The organism is Mycolicibacterium vaccae NBRC 14118 = CIP 105934, from assembly GCF_001552715.1.
GTDB classification, from domain to species: Bacteria; Actinomycetota; Actinomycetes; order Mycobacteriales; family Mycobacteriaceae; genus Mycobacterium; species Mycobacterium vaccae.
On record NZ_BCRS01000121.1, the window covers coordinates 1 to 19713 of the forward strand.

General features: G+C 69.8%; 14 protein-coding genes and 1 other RNA gene. 10 read left to right on the plus strand and 5 right to left on the minus strand.

What is annotated here, in order from left to right; all coding sequences use genetic code 11:
- The coding region (locus MVA01S_RS20875; protein ID WP_003933123.1) for a VOC family protein at nucleotides 1-433 on the minus strand (433 nt) is incomplete at its 3' end.
- Nucleotides 434-443: 10 nt separating this feature from the next.
- Nucleotides 444-893, minus strand: a complete 450-nt coding sequence (locus MVA01S_RS20880) for a helix-turn-helix transcriptional regulator (RefSeq protein ID WP_040542940.1) — start codon at nucleotides 891-893, stop codon at nucleotides 444-446.
- Between the two features lie 42 nt (nucleotides 894-935).
- Here MVA01S_RS20880 and rnpB point away from each other — a divergent pair.
- An RNA gene (rnpB, locus tag MVA01S_RS20885) (RNase P RNA component class A) lies at nucleotides 936-1340 on the plus strand.
- Nucleotides 1341-1347: 7 nt separating this feature from the next.
- Here rnpB and MVA01S_RS20890 read toward each other — a convergent pair.
- Nucleotides 1348-2850: a CYTH and CHAD domain-containing protein gene (locus tag MVA01S_RS20890; RefSeq protein ID WP_003933121.1), complete on the minus strand. Its 1503-nt coding sequence runs from the start codon at nucleotides 2848-2850 to the stop codon at nucleotides 1348-1350.
- Nucleotides 2851-3001: 151 nt separating this feature from the next.
- On the opposite strand from MVA01S_RS20890, the gene MVA01S_RS20895 reads away from it, so the two are divergent.
- Together MVA01S_RS20895 and MVA01S_RS20900 are read left to right on the plus strand one after the other, a co-directional pair.
- Entirely contained in the window at nucleotides 3002-4783 is a 1782-nt protein-coding gene (locus tag MVA01S_RS20895; RefSeq protein WP_040542938.1) for a fatty acyl-AMP ligase, read from the plus strand.
- Between the two features lie 16 nt (nucleotides 4784-4799).
- On the plus strand, nucleotides 4800-5585 hold the full coding sequence (locus tag MVA01S_RS20900) for an enoyl-CoA hydratase/isomerase family protein (protein WP_003933119.1): 786 nt from the start codon (nucleotides 4800-4802) through the stop codon (nucleotides 5583-5585).
- On the opposite strand, the gene panB is transcribed toward MVA01S_RS20900, so the two are convergent.
- Nucleotides 5582-6421, minus strand: a complete 840-nt coding sequence (panB, locus tag MVA01S_RS20905) for a 3-methyl-2-oxobutanoate hydroxymethyltransferase (RefSeq protein ID WP_003933118.1) — start codon at nucleotides 6419-6421, stop codon at nucleotides 5582-5584. The genes MVA01S_RS20900 and panB overlap by 4 nt on opposite strands.
- 160 nt (nucleotides 6422-6581) lie before the next feature.
- Between panB and MVA01S_RS20910 the strand changes: the two genes are divergently transcribed.
- The 7 genes from MVA01S_RS20910 to MVA01S_RS20940 are packed head-to-tail and all read left to right on the plus strand — an operon-like array spanning nucleotide 6582 to nucleotide 17034.
- A complete protein-coding gene (locus MVA01S_RS20910; RefSeq protein WP_003933117.1) occupies nucleotides 6582-7973 on the plus strand; it encodes a WS/DGAT/MGAT family O-acyltransferase in 1392 nt (463 codons plus the stop codon).
- 58 nt (nucleotides 7974-8031) lie between these two features.
- Complete coding sequence (locus MVA01S_RS20915; RefSeq protein ID WP_003933116.1) at nucleotides 8032-9555, plus strand: alpha/beta hydrolase; 1524 nt, start codon at nucleotides 8032-8034, stop codon at nucleotides 9553-9555.
- Nucleotides 9556-9613: 58 nt separating this feature from the next.
- The gene (locus tag MVA01S_RS20920; protein ID WP_040542934.1) at nucleotides 9614-11131 is read left to right on the plus strand and encodes an alpha/beta hydrolase; all 1518 of its coding nucleotides are present in this window, start codon (nucleotides 9614-9616) and stop codon (nucleotides 11129-11131) included.
- Nucleotides 11132-11176: 45 nt separating this feature from the next.
- Nucleotides 11177-12517, plus strand: a complete 1341-nt coding sequence (glnA, locus tag MVA01S_RS20925; RefSeq protein ID WP_003933114.1) for a type I glutamate--ammonia ligase — start codon at nucleotides 11177-11179, stop codon at nucleotides 12515-12517.
- A gap of 29 nt (nucleotides 12518-12546) precedes the next feature.
- The gene (locus tag MVA01S_RS20930; protein WP_003933113.1) at nucleotides 12547-15525 is read left to right on the plus strand and encodes a bifunctional [glutamine synthetase] adenylyltransferase/[glutamine synthetase]-adenylyl-L-tyrosine phosphorylase; all 2979 of its coding nucleotides are present in this window, start codon (nucleotides 12547-12549) and stop codon (nucleotides 15523-15525) included.
- Between the two features lie 25 nt (nucleotides 15526-15550).
- Nucleotides 15551-16180 carry a PaaI family thioesterase gene (locus MVA01S_RS20935; protein ID WP_003933112.1) on the plus strand — a complete coding sequence of 210 codons (630 nt, stop codon included), beginning with the start codon at nucleotides 15551-15553 and terminating at the stop codon, nucleotides 16178-16180.
- Nucleotides 16177-17034, plus strand: coding sequence for a TIGR03619 family F420-dependent LLM class oxidoreductase (locus MVA01S_RS20940; protein WP_003933111.1), 858 nt, complete (start codon nucleotides 16177-16179; stop codon nucleotides 17032-17034). The genes MVA01S_RS20935 and MVA01S_RS20940 overlap by 4 nt, the downstream gene beginning before the upstream one ends.
- Here the strand turns inward: MVA01S_RS20940 and MVA01S_RS20945 are convergent.
- Nucleotides 17031-19713, minus strand: a 2683-nt coding sequence (locus MVA01S_RS20945) for a cadherin-like domain-containing protein (RefSeq protein WP_060941682.1), incomplete at its 5' end; no start/stop codon positions are given. The genes MVA01S_RS20940 and MVA01S_RS20945 overlap by 4 nt on opposite strands.

Here is a 19713-nt window from a genome sequence, read left to right on the forward strand (position 1 = left end):
AAGCGCCCAGCGGGACCTCGGCCAGCTGGGTCAAGCGCACGCTGTTGCCCGACGGGTCCCGGAATCCGCAGTCGATGCCGTAGGGCATCTCGTGCGGCTCCTCGGTGAACTCGACGCCGCGCGCCTTCAGCTCTTCGTAGCTGGCGCGGCAGTCGTCGGTGGTCAGGAAGATGGTGCCGGCGAACCCCTTCGCGGTGAGGTCGAGCACCTGCGACTTGGTCGTCTCGTCCATCACGGGTTCACCGGGCACGGCCATCAGCACGATCGACACGTCGTCCTGGCCGGGCGGCCCGACGGTCAGCCACCGGAATGGGGTGTCCCCGTCGGGGAGCGAAACATCCTGGCGCACTTCCAAACCCACCTTCTCGGTCCAGAATTTCAGTGCGACTTCCTGGTCGTGTACCCACAAGTGGGCGCTGGCGATCTTGATCATGACCCCGACGCTACGACGGCGCCGGTGCGGGCGTCTTCTCCCCGTGTGCTGTCTTTCGGGTGTCGGCCTTCGGTCGGGTGTCGCGCCGCAGGATGCAGCTCGGGATCCTCGCGTGGATCGCCGCGGGTGGCATCGACGCGCGGTAGGCAGCGGGCGGCAGCCCGTAGGTCCGGGCGAAGCTCGTGGTGAACGAACCGACGCTCTGCAGACCCACCATCACGCAGATGTCGGCCACCGACCTGTCGGTGTGGCGCAGCAGCGCGGCCGCGCGCTCCAGCCGGCGAGTCTGCAGATAGGCCCGCGGCGACTCGCCGAAGGTCCTGGTGAACATCCGGCTGAAGTGGGCCCGGGACAGCCCGGCGGCGGCGGCAAGGTCGTCGACGGTGATCGGCTCGGAATAGCGCGCGTCCACCAGATCCTTGGCCCGCATCAGGTAGCGGGCAGGCGGAACCTGAGCCATGGTCACAGTATGGCCCCGCGACCGGTACCTTGTTAGGGCGGATGAGCTGGCTGGGCGGCCGCGGCACCGGCGGTGTCGAGGAAAGTCCGGACTTCACAGAGCAGGGTGATTGCTAACGGCAATCCGAGGTGACTCGCGGGAAAGTGCCACAGAAAACAGACCGCCACCCCAGTGCCTCCGGGCGCCGGGGCGGTAAGGGTGAAAAGGTGCGGTAAGAGCGCACCAGCATCCCGGGTGACCGGGGTGGCTTGGTAAACCCCACCCGAAGCAAGGCCAAGAAGGCTGCAACCTGGTTGCGGCCGCGCAGGCGCCCGAGGGTTGCTCGCCCGAGCCTGCGGGTAGGCCGCTTGAGGCACCCGGCAACGGCGTGTCCAGATGGATGGTCGCCGCCTCGCTGCCAGAGATGGCCGTGAGGAACAGAATCCGGCTTACAGGCCAGCTCATCCGCCCCAGATCAGGAACGGCCCACGGCCTTCTCCAGCTGCCGCAGGGCGTCCTCGAGCTGCTCCTCGCACCGTTGGGCGAGGTCGTCCTCCTGCTGGTACAGCAGCCCGTAGGTGAAGGTGTCCCCACCCGCGGCGTAGGCCACCAGGGCCTGACGGCTCAGATGCGCCCGGCTGACCACGCTGTCCTGGTGGTCGCCCAGCAGCGACTGGATCGCCTTGGCCCGGTCGGCCACCTTGCTCTGCCCGGTCGCCGCAGCGGTGTAGCGCAGCTGCTTGGCGCGTTTGCGGATTCGGTGCAGCGCCTCGTCGGGATCGGCGTCGCCGTCGGTGGTGGCGGCTCGAGCCGCTTTCGCCGCCTTGCGGACGCGCTTGTAGGCCGAGTCGATGGTCAGCTCTGCCGGGCCACCGTCCCGGCCGGACCGGGCACCGTCTTCGGCGACCAGTTCCTCCAGCGCGTCGAGCAGCCGGAAATAGCGCGGCGAGCGCATCGCCGTCAACGACCGCTTCCACCCCGTCCGATAGCGCTTCTCGGCGCCCTCGACGAGCCGCTCGCGTACGGGTCCGCGCACGTTCGCCTCGGGAAGCAGGTCGAGGGCCCGCGTGTAGCGCTCGGCGAGCACCTCGGCATCGCGCGCGACGCCGAGCACGGCGGCCAGCTCGCGCAGTTCGTCGAGGACCCATTCCCGGCCCTTGAGATCGAACGAACCCTCCGAGGACTGCAGCAGGCTGCGGATCTTGCGTGTCGCCACCCGCATCTGATGCACCGAGTCCCACGCATCGGCCCGGACGGCTCGATCCCAGGTGATCAGCTCGGCAAGGTGTTCGGACACCGCACGGCGGGCCGAATCGGCCGGAGTCGCGGCTGCGGCCGGGTCGTCAGCGGCATCCGACGACGCGAGCACCCGCGCCAGCTTCGAGCCGTGCCCGGCGGGCACCGCCCCGGCGTCCAGGAGCCGGTTCGTCAGCCGGTCGAACACGTCGGCGGACGTGCCCGCGCGCAGCTCGAGTTCCCACTCGCGCCAGTGCTGCTCCTCGCCGCCGACCGCGGAGGCCGTGACGTGGTCGTCGCAGAACTCCGCCAGTGCGGAGCCATCCGGCGCGTAGAGCAGTTCGACGGTGCGGTTGGTGCTGATGCGTGCGACCGGCGCCAACGGCCGGTCCCGCACGATCGCGAGCACGATGTCGCGCAGGCTCTCCGGCACGTCGGTCTCGTCCGAGCCGTCCTCGGCCAGCGGCGCGTGCACCTCGGTGCGACTGTCGGGCCCGGCCGGCAACTTCAGATGCCATGCCGCGTCGGGGCCGCCCGTCCGTCGGCGCAGTGTGATCTTGTTCCGCGCCAGATCGCGTCCCGGTGTGTCGAAGTACACAGCATCCAGCGACTGTGACGGCGAGCGCTCGACCCGGCCGACCGCCGACAGGCCGTCGAAGGACGGCGAGACGGTGTCCTGCACCACGTCGAACTTGCGCTCGGTCTCGGTATACCTGGAGGTTTCGGGCGATTTGGCCGACATTGTCACCTGTCTTCTGAGGTGGTTCGCGGGACCACAGCGTGCCACACAGAGGTGATCCGCAAGCCGGAGTACGGGGGCGGGTGAGAAATCTCTTTCGGCGCGCCTAAGGGTAGGTGCGCGTATTTCATGATCGTTCTCTTAGGATGCTCTTATGAGTCCCATGGTGCGGCTCGACGACTACATCGACCGCGAAGGCAACATAGCTATCCCGGCCGGCGTCACGCTGACCGCGTTCCTCGACCGCAACGTCGAGGAACTCGGCGACAACCCCGCCTACCGGTATCTCGATTTCGACCGAGATCGCACGGTCGAGCTGAGCTGGAACGAGCTCCGGACCAGGCTGCACGCCGTCGGTGCCCGACTGCGACAGGTGACCGAACCGGGCGACCGGGTCGCCGTGCTCGCGCCCCAGGGCGTCGACTACGTCGTCGCGTTCTTCTCGGCGATCCTGGCGGGCACCATCGCGGTCCCGCTGTTCGCCCCCGAACTACCCGGCCACGCCGACCGCCTCGAGGCGGTGCTCGGCGACGCCGAGCCGACGGTGGTCCTGACCACGACGGCGGCCGCGCAGTCCGTCCGGGAGTTTCTGCGCAAGCTGCCGCGCGACCGCCGGCCCAGGATCATCGCCACCGACGCGGTGCCCGACAGCGTCGGTACGGGGTTCGTCCCCGCACCGCTGCGCACCGACGACGTCGCCTACCTGCAGTACACGTCGGGTTCCACCCGGACGCCGGCCGGCGTCGAGATCACCCACCGCTCGGCCTGCACCAACGTCGTCCAGATGGCCGACTCCGTCGGCCTGGACCCGAACATCCGCAGCGTCAGCTGGCTTCCGCTGTTCCACGACATGGGCCTGCTGATGATCATGTTCCCGGCGCTGTGCGGTGGGCACCTCAATCTGATGTCGCCGGTGTCGTTCGTGCGACGCCCGTACCGGTGGATCAAGGAGCTCGGCGCGTCCGACGCCCCCACCTTTGCCGCGGCACCGAACTTCGCGTTCGAGCTGGCCGCCCAGCGCGGTCTGCCGCCGGCGGGGGACACGCTCGACCTCAGTAACGTCGCGGGTCTGATCAACGGGTCCGAGCCGGTCAACGTCGCCTCGATCGACAAGTTCCACGCCGCGTTCGCGCCCTACGGCCTGTCCGACGCCGCGGTCAAACCGTCCTACGGGATGGCCGAGGCCACGCTGTTCGTGTCCACCACCGGTCCCGGGGCGCGACCCGAGCCGACCTTCCTGGATCGCGCCGAACTCGCCCTGGGCAACGCGGTGCGCGTCGATGCCGACCATCCCAACGCGCTGGCGCAGGTGCCGTGCGGCACCGTCGCCCGCAGCCAGTGGGCCGTGATCGTCGACCCGGCCACCGACGCCGAACTGCCCGACGGCCGTGTCGGGGAGATCTGGCTGCACGGCGACAACATCGGGCGCGGGTACTGGGGCCGACGCGAAGAGACCGAACTGACCTTCCAGAACAAGCTGCAGTCCCGCGTGCTCTACAACAGCCACGCCGAGGGCTGCACCGAGGACGCGCTGTGGCTGCGCACCGGCGACCTCGGGGTCTACCTGGACGGCCAGCTCTACATCACCGGCCGCGTCAAAGACCTGGTGATCGTGGACGGCCGCAACCATTACCCGCAGGACATCGAGGCCACGGTCGCGGACGCCTCGTCAGCGGTGCGGACCGGGTTCGTCGCGGCGTTCTCGGTGCCCGGCGACGGCCGCGAAGAGGTGGTCATCGTCGCCGAACGCGCGCCCGGAGCGGGCCGTGCCGACGCCGGTCCCATCCAGGAGGCGATCCGCGCCGCGGTCTCGCGCAAGCACGCGCTGCCGCTCAAGGAGATCAAACTGGTTGCGGCGGGCGTGATTCCACGAACGACGAGCGGGAAGCTGGCGCGCCGCGCCTGCCGGGCCGAGTACCTGGAAGGCAAACTGTAACCGCTACAGTCCGAGGGTGACCGAATTCCAGACCATCACCTTCGAACAGACCGGTTCGATCGCGCGCATCACGCTGAACCGGCCGGATGCGGCGAACGGCATGAACGGTGCGATGACGCGCGAGCTCGCCGTCGCGGCGGCACGCTGCGACAGCCCGGCCACCAAGGTCGTCGTCCTCACCGGGGCGGGCCGGTTCTTCTGCGCCGGTGGTGATCTGAAGGACTTCGCGTCCGCGCCCAGCAGGGGACAGCACGTCAAGGGCGTCGCCGACGACCTGCATCGGGCGATCTCGACCCTCGCGCGGATGGACGCGGTGGTGATCACCGCCGTCAACGGCACGGCCGCCGGTGCCGGCTTCTCGCTGGCAGTCGCCGGTGACCTGGTGCTGGCCGCTGAATCCGCGTCGTTCACGATGGCCTACACCCGGGTCGGGCTCAGCCCCGACGGCGGTGCGTCCTACCACCTGCCGCGACTCATCGGCACCGCCAAGACCAAGCAGCTGATGCTGACCAACCGCACGCTGTCGGCACAGGAGGCCTCGCAGTGGGGTCTGGTCGGCGAGGTGGTCGCCGACGATCAGCTCACGGTGCGCGCCGACGAGCTCGCCGAGCAGATGGCACGCACCTCCGCCGGATCCAACGGCGGCGTCAAGGCGCTGCTGTCGGACACCTACGGCAACGGACTGGAGCAGCAGATGGAGCTGGAGGCGCGGCTGATCGCGGCGCGCGCCGAATCCGCCGACGGCCGTGAGGGTGTCGACGCGTTCCTGTCCAAGCGCAAGCCGGAGTTCGGTCCGCGCTAGAAGGAGTGCTCCTCGGCGGGGAACACACCCGTGGCCACCTCTTGGGCGTAGTCGGCGGCGGCGCGGCGCAATTCGTCGCCGACCGTGCCGAAGCGCTTGACGAACTTCGCCGTCCTGCCGGAGGTCATGCCTGCCATGTCCTGCCACACCAGAACCTGCGCATCGCAATTCGGCCCGGCACCGATACCGACGGTGGGGATCGTCAGCTTGCCGGTGATCTGGGTGGCCAGCTCGGCCGGCACCATCTCCATCACCACCGCGAACGCGCCCGCCTCCTGGACGGCGATCGCGTCGTGGATGGTCTGTTCGGCGGCGTCGCCGCGGCCCTGGACCCGGAAACCTCCGAGGCCGTTGACGCTCTGCGGGGTGAACCCGATGTGTGCCATCACGGGGATGCCTGCGGCGCTGACCGCGGCGATCTGCTCGGCCACGCGCTCACCGCCTTCCAGCTTCACCGCGTGCGCCCCGGTCTCCTTGAGCATCCGCGTCGCGGTGGCCAGCGCCTGCTGCGGTCCGGCCTCGTAGCTTCCGAACGGCAGGTCGGCGACGACCAGCGCGTGCGGCGCGCCTCGTACGACCCCACGCACCAGCGGGATCAGCTCGTCGAGTGTCACCGGAACGGTGGTGTCGTAGCCGTAGACCACATTGGCGGCGGAGTCGCCGACCAGAAGCACCGGGATCTGGGCCTCGTCGAAGACCGCCGCGGTGGAATAGTCGTACGCGGTCAGCATGGCCCACTTGTGGCCTTCGGCCTTCCACTTGTGCAGATGGTGGGTGCGGACCTTCACGCGCTTGGGCGTCTCGGCGACAGCACCGTACACAGGCTGTTCAGACATCGTTGTCCCCCAATTGGGCGAGTCGTTGTGAATCCTCGTGGCCCATCCGGGTCCCCGGGTTTCGCTGACCCGCTCAGTCTGCCACTGTGTCACCAGAAGTTGAACGGCGTGTTAAGTGGATTACCTCACACCCGCCGCGGCCCGGCATACGATCTGCGACATGCAACGGCTCAGTGGACTCGACGCCAGCTTCCTGTACCTGGAAACCGCGGACCAGCCGCTGCACGTCTGCTCGATCCTGGAGCTCGACACCGCGACGATGCCGGGCGGCTACACCTTCGACCGGCTGCGCGACGGTCTGGGGCTGTGCATCAAGGCGATGCCCGAGTTCCGGGAGCGGTTGGCCGACAGCAAATTCAATCTGGACCATCCGGTGTGGGTGGAGGACAACGACTTTGACGTCAACCGCCACCTGCACCGGATCGGCCTGCCCGCGCCGGGCGGCCGCGCCGAACTCGCCGAGATCTGCGGCCACATCGCCTCGCTGACCCTGGACCGGTCGCGGCCGCTGTGGGAGATGTGGGTGATCGAGAACGTCGCGGGCACCGATGCCCACGCAGGCGGCCGCATCGCCGTGCTGACGAAGGTGCACCACTGCGCGGTCGACGGGGTGACGGGGGCGAACCTGATGTCGAAACTGTGCACCACCGAGCCCGACGCGCCGCCGCCCGAGCCCGTCGGTGGGCCCGGAGGCGGCACCGAGCTGGAGATCGCCCTCAGCGGCGCGGTGCGGTTCGCGATCAGACCGCTGAAGCTGGCCAACGTGCTGCCGAACACGGTGTCGACGGTGTTCGACACCGTCCGGCGCGCGCGCAACGGCCGGACCATGGCACCGCCGTTCGCCGCACCCAAGACCACGTTCAACGCCAACGTGACCGGCCGGCGCAACGTCGCGTTCGCCCAGCTGGACCTCGAAGACATCAAGACCGTGAAGAACCACTTCGGCGTCAAGGTCAACGACGTGGTGATGGCCCTGGTGTCCGGCGTGCTGCGGACGTTCCTGCTGGAGCGGGGCGAGCTGCCCGAGAGCTCACTGGTGGCGATGGTGCCGGTGTCGGTGCACGACAAGTCGGATCGGCCCGGCCGCAACCAGGTATCGGGGATGTTCTCCCGACTGGAGACCAGCATCGAGGACCCGGCGGCCCGGCTCCGGGCCATCGCGGAAGCCAATTCTGTTGCCAAACAGCACAGTTCGGCCATCTCCGCGACCCTGCTGCAGGACTGGACCCAGTTCGCCGCGCCCGCAGTGTTCGGGGCCGCGATGCGGGTGTACGCCAGCAGCAGGCTCAGCGGTGCGCGACCCGTGCACAATCTGGTGATCTCCAACGTGCCCGGCCCGCAGGGCCCGTTGTACATGCTCGGCTGCGAGGTCAAGGCGATGTATCCGCTCGGACCGATCTTCCACGGCTCCGGGCTGAACATGACGGTGATGTCGCTGTCGGGCAATCTCGACGTCGGCATCATGTCCTGTCCCGAGTTGGTGCCCGACCTGTGGGACATGGCCGACGCGTTCGACGTTGCGCTGCGCGAGCTGCTGGACGCGACCCGGTAGTGCCGCGGCGAACGCGCCGTGCCAGCCCGGACGCCGGGTCATGGCAGCATGTGGTGCCATGAAGCTCACGCCCGGGGCCGCGCGATCCGGCCTCCTCCTGACGCTGACCGTGCTGCTCGCCGCCGGTTGCAGCCAGGTGGTGTCCGGGCAGGCGCTGATCGCGGTGCCCCCGCCCGGCTCACCCGTCGAATGGGGACCGTGTGACCCCGGCCCGTCCGATCAGGTGCGCATCCCGCCCGGTGCCGAGTGCGGCATGCTGTCGGTCCCGGTGGACTGGGACGACCCCGAAGGTGACGTGGCACAGATCGCGCTGCTGCGGATCAACGCGAGCGGCGACAAGATCGGGTCGCTGATCATCAACCCCGGTGGCCCGGGCAAGTCCGGCAAGGAAGCCGCCGCCGTGATGTCGGCGACGCTGCCCGAAGAGGTGCGGCAGCGTTTCGACCTCGTCGGCTTCGATCCGCGCGGCGTCGCCGAATCCACGCCCGCGGTGTGGTGCAACAGTGACGCCGACCACGACAAGCTGCGCGCCGACAACGTCGTCGAGTACACCCCCGAGGGGGTGGCGCACCTGGAGAAGCTCACCGAGGAGTTCGTCCAGCGCTGCGTCGACAAGATGGGCGTGGAGTTCCTCGGCAACGTGGGCACCGAGAGCGTGGTCAAGGACCTCGACGCGTTGCGGGCCGCGCTCGGCGACGAGAAGCTGACGTTCCTGGGCTATTCGTACGGCACCCGCATCGGCGCCGGCTACGCCGAGGCCTACCCGCAGAACGTGCGCGCGATGGTGCTCGACGGGGCGATCGACCCCAACGCCGATCCGGTCGAGGCCGACGTGCGTCAGGCGGCGGCGTTCCAGCAGGCGTTCGACGACTACGCCGCCGACTGCGCCATCGACCCCGACTGCCCGCTGGGCACCGACCCCGACAAGGCCGTCGACGTGTACCACTCCCTGGTGTGGCCGTTGGTGGACGAGCCGGCAGACACCACCGACCCGCGCGGCCTGAGTTACAACGATGCCGTCGTCGGCACCATCCTGCCGCTGTACTCGCCGGGGCTGTGGCGCCACCTGACGCAGGCACTCACCGAGATCAAGAAGGGCCGCGGCGACACCATGCTCGCGCTGGCCGACCTGTACATGGGCCGCGACGCCCAAGGGCACTACAACAACGGCACCGACTCGCGTATCGCGGTGAACTGCGTCGACAAGCCGGCGATCACCGACCGTGCCACGCTGGTCGAGCAGGACCGCCGGGTCCGCGAGGCGGCACCGTTCATGGCCTACGGCGAGTTCACCGGGCTGGCCCCGATGACGACGTGCGGGTTCTGGCCGATACCGCCGACGAGCGTGCCGCACGAAATCGACGTCGACGGCCTGCCGCCGATCCTGGTCGTCTCGACCACCAACGATCCGGCCACCCCGTACCAGGCCGGGGTCGACCTGGCACGGCAGCTCGACGGCACGCTGGTGACCTTCGAGGGCACCCAGCACACCGTTGCGTTGCAAGGGGATTCATGCATCGACGAGATCACCACCCGCTACCTCGTCGACGTGACCGTGCCGGGTCCTGACACCCGGTGCTGATAACGGCCCGGTCACCGTTGCGTCGCTGAGGCAGACGCTGCCCGGCCGCCGTGCGACGATGGCTGCCATGTTGCGTGCCGCCCGGTTGACTGCAGCGCTGGCGGTGGCAGCGGGAGTTCTGAGTCCGTCGGCGGCAGCCGCCCCCGTGGATCCGGCGCAGCCGTACTCCGCTGCGCCGGTATGGACTTCATGCGCGACCTGGGTGCCCGACACGTCCCGGATCCCCACCGCCCAGTGCGGCACCGTGGCGGTGCCCGTGGACTACGCGAAACCCGATGGGCCGCAAGCGCAGTTGGCGATCATCAGGATTCCGGCGTCGGGCCCACGCATCGGCGCGCTCGTCGTCAACCCGGGTGGGCCAGGCGCCTCGGCCGTCGACACCGTCGCCACGATGGGCGCGGCACTGGCCGGCACCGAGATCGGGCAGCGCTTCGACCTTGTCGGCATCGACCCGCGTGGCGTCGGGTATTCGACCCCGCAACTGCGCTGCCGCACCGACGCGGAGTTCGACGCCTACCGTGCCGAGCCGATGGCCGACTTCAGCCCGGCCGGGGTCGCCCACATCGAAGAGGTGCGGCGGACCTTCGCCGCGCAGTGCCTCAATCGGATGGGCGCCGACTTCCTCGCCGGCGTCGGCACCGCGAGCGCCGCCCGGGACATGGACGTGGTGCGCGCCGCGCTCGGCGAGGAGCAGATCAGTTATCTGGGGTTCTCCTACGGCACCCAACTCGGCGCGGTCTACGCGACCCGGTACCCCGAGCGGGTGCGCGCGATGGTCCTCGACGGCGCGGTGGACGTCAGCCTGGATCCGATCTCGAAGAGCAACAACCAGCTGGCCGGATTCCAGAAGGCGTTCGACCGGTACGCCGCCGACTGCGCCGAATCGGCGGGCTGCCCGCTGGGCACCGATCCGGCACAGTTCGTCACCCGATTCCACCAACTGGTCGACCCGCTGGTCGCCCGTCCCGCGCCCACCACCGACCCGCGCGGACTGAGCTATCAGGACGCGATGACCGGCACCGTCAGCAGCCTGTACGCGCAGCGCTACTGGCCCTACCTGACCAGCGGACTGCTCGGGCTGCAGCGCGGCACCGACCCCGGCGACCTGCTGCTGCTCGCCGACGACTACCAGCAGCGGGACCGCAACGGGCACTACAAGAACCGGCAGGACGCGTTCAACGCGATCCGCTGCGTCGACGCGGTGTACCCGGCCGACTCCGCGGCGTGGGTGGAGGCCGACCGGCGCTCCCGCGAGGTCGCGCCGTTCCTGTCCTACGGACCGTTCACCGGTTACGCGCCGCGCGACATGTGCGCGATGTGGCCGGTGCCGCCGACCTCCGTGGTCGGGGCCGCCACGTCGCCCGGGCCGGGCAAGGTGCTGGTGGTGACCACGACCGGCGACCCGGCCACGCCCTACCAGGCCGGGGTGAACCTGGCCCGGCAACTCGACGCCCGGCTGATCACCTTCGAGGGCACCCAGCACACCGTGGTGTTCAACGGCGACGCGTGCGTCGACACCGCCGCGGTCGAGTTCTTCGTCAACTCCGCGCTCCCACCGGCCGGATTGCGCTGCTAGCAGCGCCGTAACACAGAATTAACAGCCGGAACCTAGGCTTCGGGCATGGATCGGCAGAAGGAATTCGTGCTGCGCACGCTGGAGGAACGCGACATCCGCTTCGTCCGGCTGTGGTTCACCGACGTGCTCGGATACCTGAAGTCGGTCGCGATCGCGCCCGCCGAGCTCGAAGGGGCCTTCGAAGAGGGCATCGGGTTCGACGGATCCGCCATCGAGGGGTTCGCCCGGGTCTCCGAAGCCGACATGGTCGCCCGACCCGATCCGTCCACGTTCCAGGTGCTGCCCTGGGCCGATCACTCCGGCAAGCACCACTCGGCGCGGATGTTCTGCGACATCACCATGCCCGACGGGTCGCCGTCGTGGGCGGACTCGCGGCACGTGCTGCGTCGCCAGCTGTCCAAGGCCAGCGATCTCGGCTTCTCCTGCTACGTGCACCCGGAGATCGAGTTCTTCCTGCTCAAGCCCGGCCCCGACGACGGCACGCGGCCCACTCCGGCCGACAACGGCGGCTATTTCGACCAGGCCGTGCACGACTCGGCGCCGAACTTCCGCCGCCACGCCATCGATGCCCTTGAGCAGATGGGCATCTCGGTCGAGTTCAGCCACCATGAGGGTGCGCCCGGTCAGCAGGAGATCGACCTGCGCTACGCCGACGCGCTGTCCATGGCCGACAACGTGATGACGTTCCGCTACCTCGTCAAGGAGGTGGCCCTCGGTGACGGCGTGCGCGCGTCGTTCATGCCCAAGCCGTTCGCCGAGCATCCCGGCTCGGCGATGCACACCCACATGAGCCTGTTCGAGGGCGACTCCAACGCCTTCCACAGCCCCGACGACCCGCTTCAGCTGTCCGACGTCGGAAAGTCGTTCATCGCAGGCATTCTCGAGCACGCCAACGAGATCAGCGCGGTCACCAACCAGTGGGTGAACTCCTACAAGCGGCTCGTGCACGGCGGCGAGGCGCCGACGGCGGCGTCCTGGGGAGCGGCCAACCGCTCCGCGTTGGTCCGCGTGCCGATGTACACCCCGCACAAGGTGTCGTCGCGGCGGGTGGAGGTGCGCAGCCCCGACTCGGCCTGCAACCCGTACCTGACGTTCGCGGTGCTGCTCGCCGCAGGCCTGCGCGGCATCGAGAAGAACTACGTGCTGGGCCCCGAGGCCGAGGACAACGTCTGGAGCCTCACCCCCGAGGAACGCCGTGCGATGGGCTACAAGGAGCTGCCCGGCAGCCTCGGTGTCGCCCTGTCGGAGATGGAGAACTCCGAGCTGGTCGCCGAGGCGCTCGGCGAGCACGTCTTCGACTTCTTCCTGCGTAACAAGCGCGCTGAATGGGAGAACTACCGCAGCCATGTCACGCCGTTCGAACTGAAGAACTACCTGTCGCTCTGACGGGCGCACCCGCGCGCTACCTTGATGGCGTGGCCAAACCCGCGACGCAGCGACCCCGGCTGCCCGGCGTAGGACGGCTCGGCCTCGTCGAGCCGACTGCACAGGCCGATCTGGATCAACTCGGCTGGAACACCGACGCCCACGTCGAGCTGCTGTGGTCGCTGTCGCGCGCCCCCGACGCCGACACCGCACTGAAGGCGATCGTCCGGCTGTCGGAGGCGCTCGGAACCGGGTGGAAGGAACTCGACTCGGCGCTGCTGGACGACCGCAGCCTGCGGGGTCGGCTGTTCGCCGTGCTCGGGTCGTCGCTGGCCCTCGGCGACCACCTGGTCGCCAACCCCGACTCGTGGCATCTGTTGGCGGGCAACGTCGCACTGCCGTCGGGCCAGGAGCTGCGGGAGATGTTCGCCGAGCGGGCCGACCAGACCTCCGGCGCCACCGCGGCCATCCCGCCGCTGCGCACGCTCTACCGCGACCGGCTGCTCGTCCTGGCCGCTCTCGACGTCGCCTCGACCGTGGAGAACGAACCGGTGGTGCCGTTCACCGTGGTCGGCGAACACCTGTCCGATCTCGCCGACGCCGCGCTGGCCGCGGCGCTGCGCGTGGTGACGGCGTCGGTGTGCGGCGACCGGACCCCGCCGGCACTGACCGTCATCGCGATGGGTAAATGCGGTGCGCGGGAACTCAATTACGTCAGCGACGTCGACGTCATCTTCGTGACCGACGACGGCGCGCACAGCAACCTGGCGCTGGCCACCAGGATCGCGGGCGAGATGATGCGCCTGGCCTCCGAGGCGTTCTTCGAGGTCGACGCGGCGCTGCGGCCCGAAGGCAAGCAGGGACAACTGGTCCGCACCCTGGACGCGCACGTCGCCTACTACGAGCGGTGGGCCAAGACCTGGGAGTTCCAGGCACTGCTCAAGGCGCGCCCGGCCGCCGGCGACATGGACCTGGGCCGGCGCTACGTCGAGGCGCTGATGCCGATGGTGTGGACGGCCTGCGAGCGTGAGGACTTCGTGCCCGAGGTGCAGGCGATGCGCAGGCGCGTCGAGGAACTCGTGCCCGCCGGGGTTCGGACCCGGGAGATCAAGCTGGGCACCGGCGGCTTGCGCGACGTCGAGTTCGCGGTGCAGCTGCTGCAGCTCGTGCACGGCCGTGGCGATGAGTCGTTGCACGTCGCGTCGACGGTGAACGCGCTGGCCGCGCTCGGCGACGGCGGGTACATCGGCCGCGACGACGCCGCGAACATGACGGCGTCCTACGAATTCCTGCGGCTGCTCGAACACCGGCTCCAGCTGCAGCGGCTCAAACGCACCCACATGCTGCCCGAAGCCGACGACGAGGAGTCGATGCGCTGGCTGGCGCGTGCGGCGCACATGCGGCCCGACGGGCGGCACGACGCGCTCGGGGTGCTGCGCGAGGAGCTCAAGCGACAGAACCACCGGGTGTCGCGGTTGCACGCCAAGCTGTTCTATCAGCCGCTGCTGGAATCGGTGGGGCAAGCCTCCCTTGGTCTTTCGGACGGCATGAGCACCGAGGCCGCCGAACGCCAGCTCGCTGCGCTCGGCTACGAGGGCCCGCAGAGCGCGCTGACCCATCTGGCGGCACTCACCGGCAGTTCCGGCCGCCGCGGCCGGGTGCAGCAGGTGCTGTTGCCGACGCTTCTGGACTGGCTGTCCGACACCCCTGATCCCGATGCGGGCCTGCTGGCCTACCGGAGGATCAGCGACGAACTGGCCGAGCAACGGTGGTATCTGGCGACGCTGCGCGACGAGGGTGCGGTCGCCAAGCGGTTGATGCACGTTCTCGGCACCTCCGCCTACGTGCCGGAACTCCTGATGCGCGCACCCGAGGTGATCCAGCTCTACGCGGACGGCCCGAACGGGCCGAAACTGTGCGACGTCGACCCCGAGGGTGTGGCCCGGTCACTGGTCGCCTCGGCGGCACGGCACACCGACCCGGCGCGGGCGATCGCCGCCGCCCGCTCGCTGCGGCGGCGGGAACTGGCGCGCATCGCGTCCGCCGACCTGCTCGGCATGCTGGACGTGACCGCGGTGTGCCAGCAGCTGACCCAGATGTGGGTGGCGGTGCTGCAATCGGCCCTCGACGCCGTCATCCGCGCCAACGCGCCGCAGGGCAAGGTGCCCGCGCGCATCGCCGTCATCGGGATGGGCCGCCTCGGCGGTGGCGAACTCGGCTACGGCTCGGATGCCGACGTGCTTTTCGTGTGCGATCCCAACGACGGCTTCGAGGAGTCGACCGCGGTGAAGTGGTCGGTCACCGTCGCCGAGCAGGTGCGGGCGCGGCTGGGCACCCCGGGTGCCGACCCTCCGCTGGAGGTCGACGCCAACCTGCGGCCGGAAGGGCGCAGCGGGCCCCTCGTGCGGACGCTGGCGTCCTACCGTGCCTACTACGCGCAGTGGGCGCAGCCCTGGGAGATCCAGGCGCTGCTGCGCGCGCACCGGGTGGCCGGCGACATGGAGCTGGGGGAGCAGTTCCTGTTGATGATCGACAAGACCCGCTATCCGGAGGGCGGGGTGTCACCGGAGACGGTCCGAGAGATCCGGCGGATCAAGGCGCGGGTGGACGCCGAGCGGCTGCCGCGCGGCGCCGACCCGAAAACCAACACCAAACTGGGCCGTGGCGGCCTGACCGACATCGAGTGGACGGTGCAGTTGCTGCAACTGCGGTTCGCGCACAAGATCCCGGCGCTGCACACCACCTCGACCCTGGAGACCCTGAACGCGGTCGGCGCGGCCGAACTGATCGCCGAGGGGGACATCGAACTACTGCGACAGGCGTGGCTGACCGCGACCCGGGCGCGCAACGCACTGGTGCTCGTGCGCGGAAAACCCACCGACCAGCTGCCCGGACCTGGCAAACTGCTCAACGCCGTCGCGGTGGCGGCGGGCTGGCCGGGCGGCGACGGCGGAAACGAGTTCCTGGACAACTACCTGCGGGTCACGAGACGCGCGAAAGCGGTGGTACTCCGGGTGTTCGGAGGCTGAGCCGACAATGGGGCGGAGACGGTAAGTGGACTTCACGTTCGAGGCGATCAGCACCGAGGAGTACGAACGGCAGCGGGCGAGTTACGAGCCGCTGACCGATGCGCTGCGCACGCTGATCGATGTGGGGATCCACACCGAGGTCGACGACGACACCGTGCGGCAGGCGCTGACGCATCTGGAGGCAGCCACCGCGCTGCTGCGGGACCGGCAGCGGGAGGGCAGGTCGACGCTGCGGCACGCCGAGACCGGCAGGCCCGTCGCGTGGGCCAATCCGGCCGTGGGGCTTCGCAACGCGATCGCCCCGCCGATGCTCATCGAGCACGAGGCGGACGGCAGTTGCTGGAGCGAGTTCACACTGGGGCCCGCCTACGAAGGGCCGCCGGGGTGGGTGCACGGCGGCATCTGCGCGCTGGTGCTCGATCACCTGCTCGGCGAGGTGGCCAGCGAGGGCCTGACCAAACCGAAGTTCACCGGGACGATCAGCCTGCGCTACCTGCGCGGCACCCCGTTGGGCCCGTTGCGCGCCGAGGCGTTCGTCGAGCGCTCGGAGGGGAACAAGACCTACGCGCGCGGATACCTGATGGACGCCGACGGGGCGACCGTCGAGGCCGACGGGGTGTTCATCGTGCCCGCGTGGGCGCGTGACGCCGGATGAGGTTCTATGTGAGCACGGCGTTCCTGGACACCCGGGAGGCCGTCGAGATCGCCAGGGCCGCAGATGATCTGGGATATGACGGAATGGCTGTCCCAGACCACGTGGTCAATCTGGAGACATTGCAGACCCCGTACCCCTACACCGGGGACGGCAAACGACGGTGGGAGGCGTTCACCGACTGGCCGGATCCCTGGGTGATGATCGGGGCGGTGGCGCTGGTGACGACGCGGTTGCGGTTCGTCACGACGGTGTACCTGCCCGCGATGCGGGACCCGTACTCGGCGGCCAAGGCGATCGGCACCGCGGCGGTGCTGGCGGGCGGCCGACTGGAACTGGGCATCGGAGTCGGTTGGTGCCGTGAGGAATTCGAGCTGCTGGGGCAGCGGTTCGAGCGCCGGGGCAAGCGCACCGACGAGATGCTGGAGCTGATGAAGGCGTTGTGGTCGCCGAGTTGGACCGAGTTCGCCGGGGAGTTCTACACCACGCCGCGGCTGGAGATGGAGCCCAGTCCGCCGCCCATCCCGATCTACGTCGGCGGCCTGTCCGACATCGCCCTGCGCCGCGCCGCCCGCCACGACGGCTGGATCGGCGATCTGATCACCACCGACAAAGCGCTGGAACGGGTCGCCGAGCTGCGCCGGCTGCGGGCCGAGAACGGGCTCGGCATGGACGGTTTCGAAGTGATCACCCCGTTGACCGACGCGTTCACCCCCGAGCACTACGACCGCGCGCAGACCGGTGGCATCACCGGGATCATCACGATGCCGTGGATGTTCTACACCGGCCCCGACGCATCGCTGACCGACAAGATCGACGGGATGCGCCGGTTCCGTAAGGATCTCGCGCTGGACTAGACGACCGGCACGCCGACGACCGGCACAACCACCGAGATGGTCGTCCCGTCACCGTAGGCGTCGAGGACCAGGACGGTGAACGTGTCCTGCCTGTCGGCCGCCGTCGCGTCGGCGGCGCCGGCCCGGCGCCGCGCGTCGTCGCGCGGGGTGTAGACGAAGCCGCCCGACCGGTCGACGACCACGGAGCCCTTGCCTGCGTCGCCCGCACCGACGAAGACGACGGCGTCGCGCTCCGGGTCGGTGGCGGTCACGGTGCCGGTGACCTTCCCGCTGACCGGATCAGAGTGCGCCAGTGAGTATCCCCCGTTAGTGGGGGCCTGGTTGGTGTACCCGGCCGGGGCGATGGCCACCCGCACGGTCAGCGTGCTGGTGCCGCCGTGGCCGTCGTCGACCGTGACCCGGAACCTGTCGGTCCTGTCCCAGGACGGGGCGAACCGCTTGGCCGCGGCGGCGCGGGCCTGGTCGGTCGGCACGTAGCTGAAGGTGCCGTCGGCGCCGACGGTGACGACGCCCTTGCCGGTGTTCGTCGCCACCCGGTAGCTCAGCGTGTCACCGTCGGGATCGACCGCGGTGATCCTGCCGGTCGTCAGACCGGTGTTCGGGTTGGTGAACACGCCGCCGACCGCCGCACGCGTCGGTGCGGCGTTGAGCGGCTTGATCGTCACCGTGACCGCGAGTCGGGTGACGCCGCCGTGCCCGTCGTCCACGAGGACGTCGAAGGTGTCCCGGCGGTCGGCGTCGGTCGCCGTGGCGGACGCGGCGGCGTGCCGGGCCGCGTCGGTCGGGGTGTAGGTGAAGCGGCCGCGGGAGTCCATCGTGACCACCCCGTTCTTGGCGGTGGCCGAGGCGGAGTAGGCCAGCGCATCCCGGTCGGCGTCTCTGGCGGTGACGGTGCCGAACACCTTGGCGCTGAACCACGATGCGTTCGTTCGTACCGTGGCCTTCGGGGCGGCGTTGCCCGGCTTGACCTTCACGGTCACCGTGAGCGAGGTGACCCCGCCGTGGCCGTCGTTGACGAGCACGGTGAACGTGTCCTGTTTGTCGGCCTGGGTCGCCCCGGCGTTGGCGGCGGCGTGCCGGGCCGCCGCGGTCGGCGTGTAGGTGAACTTGCCGTCGGCGCCGATCGTGACGGTGCCGCCCTTGGCGGTGGGGGACGCGGTGAAGGTCAGCGTGTCCCGGTCGGCGTCCTTGGCGGTGACGGTCCCGTGCACCTTGGCGCTCAGCCAGGACACGCTGGACCTGGCGGTGGCCGTCGGCGCCGCATTGGCCGGTGCGATCGTCACGGTGATCGGCACGGCGACCGTACCGCGCAGGCCGTCGCTGAACGTGAGCGTGAACGTGTCGACCCGGGCCGCGGGGCCGGCGGTCACCTTGGCGGCGTCGTGCCGGGCGGCCTTGGTCGGGGTGTAGGTGAACACGAACGTGCCGTCGGTTGCGCGGCTGACGGTGACGCTGCCCTTGCCGGGGCCGCTGACGGTGGAGGACAGTGGGGCGCCCTCGGGGTCGGTGACGACCACCGAACCGGTGACCGCGCCGGAAGCGTTGGGGGAGTTGACGATCGGGGTCTGAGCTGTCGGGTTTCCGTTGGCTGCGACCAATGCGATGACCTGCATGCGGTTGCTGCCGGAGTCGGTCCAGTACAGCTGGGTGCCGTCGGGGCTGACGGTGATCGTCGGCGGGCCGGCTATCTGGTACGGATCGGCGATGACGGAGGTGAGCTCGGTCCCGCTCGCGATGTCGAACACCGAGAGTTTGCCGTCGCCCGCACGGGCCACCAGCAGCGTCGCGCCGTCCGGGCTGACCGCCAGGTCGAACGGCGCCCCGGTGGCCACGGCGATGCTGTCGACCAGCTGACGTGTCGCGGTGTCGACGACCTGCACGCTGCCGGCCACGTCGGCGACGAACACCCGGGAACCGTCGGCGCTGAACGTGATCCCCGGCGATCCGGGCGTCACCGCGGTGACCTTCTTGGCGAACAGCGATGCCGAGGTGAACGCCGACACCTCTCCGGTGGTGCTGCTCAGGGTGTAGACCGTCGCGCCGTCCGGGCTGACTGCGATCGTCGAAACCCCCTTGCCGACACCGTAAACGGTGCCGACGACCCTGTTGGTGAGCGTGCTGATCTTGGACACCGTGCCGTCGTCGCCGTTGACGACGTACAGTCGGGAACCGCTGCGGCTCACTGCGATTCCGGTCGGGGCGGCGCCGACGCGGATCGTCCTGACCACCGAGTTGGTCGCGGTGCTGATCACCGAGACGGTGCCGGATTCGGCGTGGGAGACGTAGAGGCGGGTGCCGTTCGGGGCGATCGCCAGCGCGGTCGGCGCCGAACGCAGCGAGACGGTCTGCACGACCCTGCCCGCGACGGTGTCGATGATCGTGACCGACCGGCTGCCGGTGTGGGCGACGTAGGCGTGGGTGTCGGTGGCCACGAGGTCGGTCGGAGCGCCCGGGATCAGGATCTCGGCCAGGCGCCGGATGACCTCGGCCGGCGTCAGCAGCGTCGAGTACAGACCGGCGGCCGCGGGCGAGGTCGGTGTGTCGGACTCGCGGCGCACCGCGGAGGCGGCCACGGTCAACCACAGCGCAGACTCAGCGGGTGCCTCGGGGGCGCGGTCCGGCACCGGCGGCGGGGACGCGACGACCGGCACCGAGGTCGACGCCGGCGCCTCGGCGGGG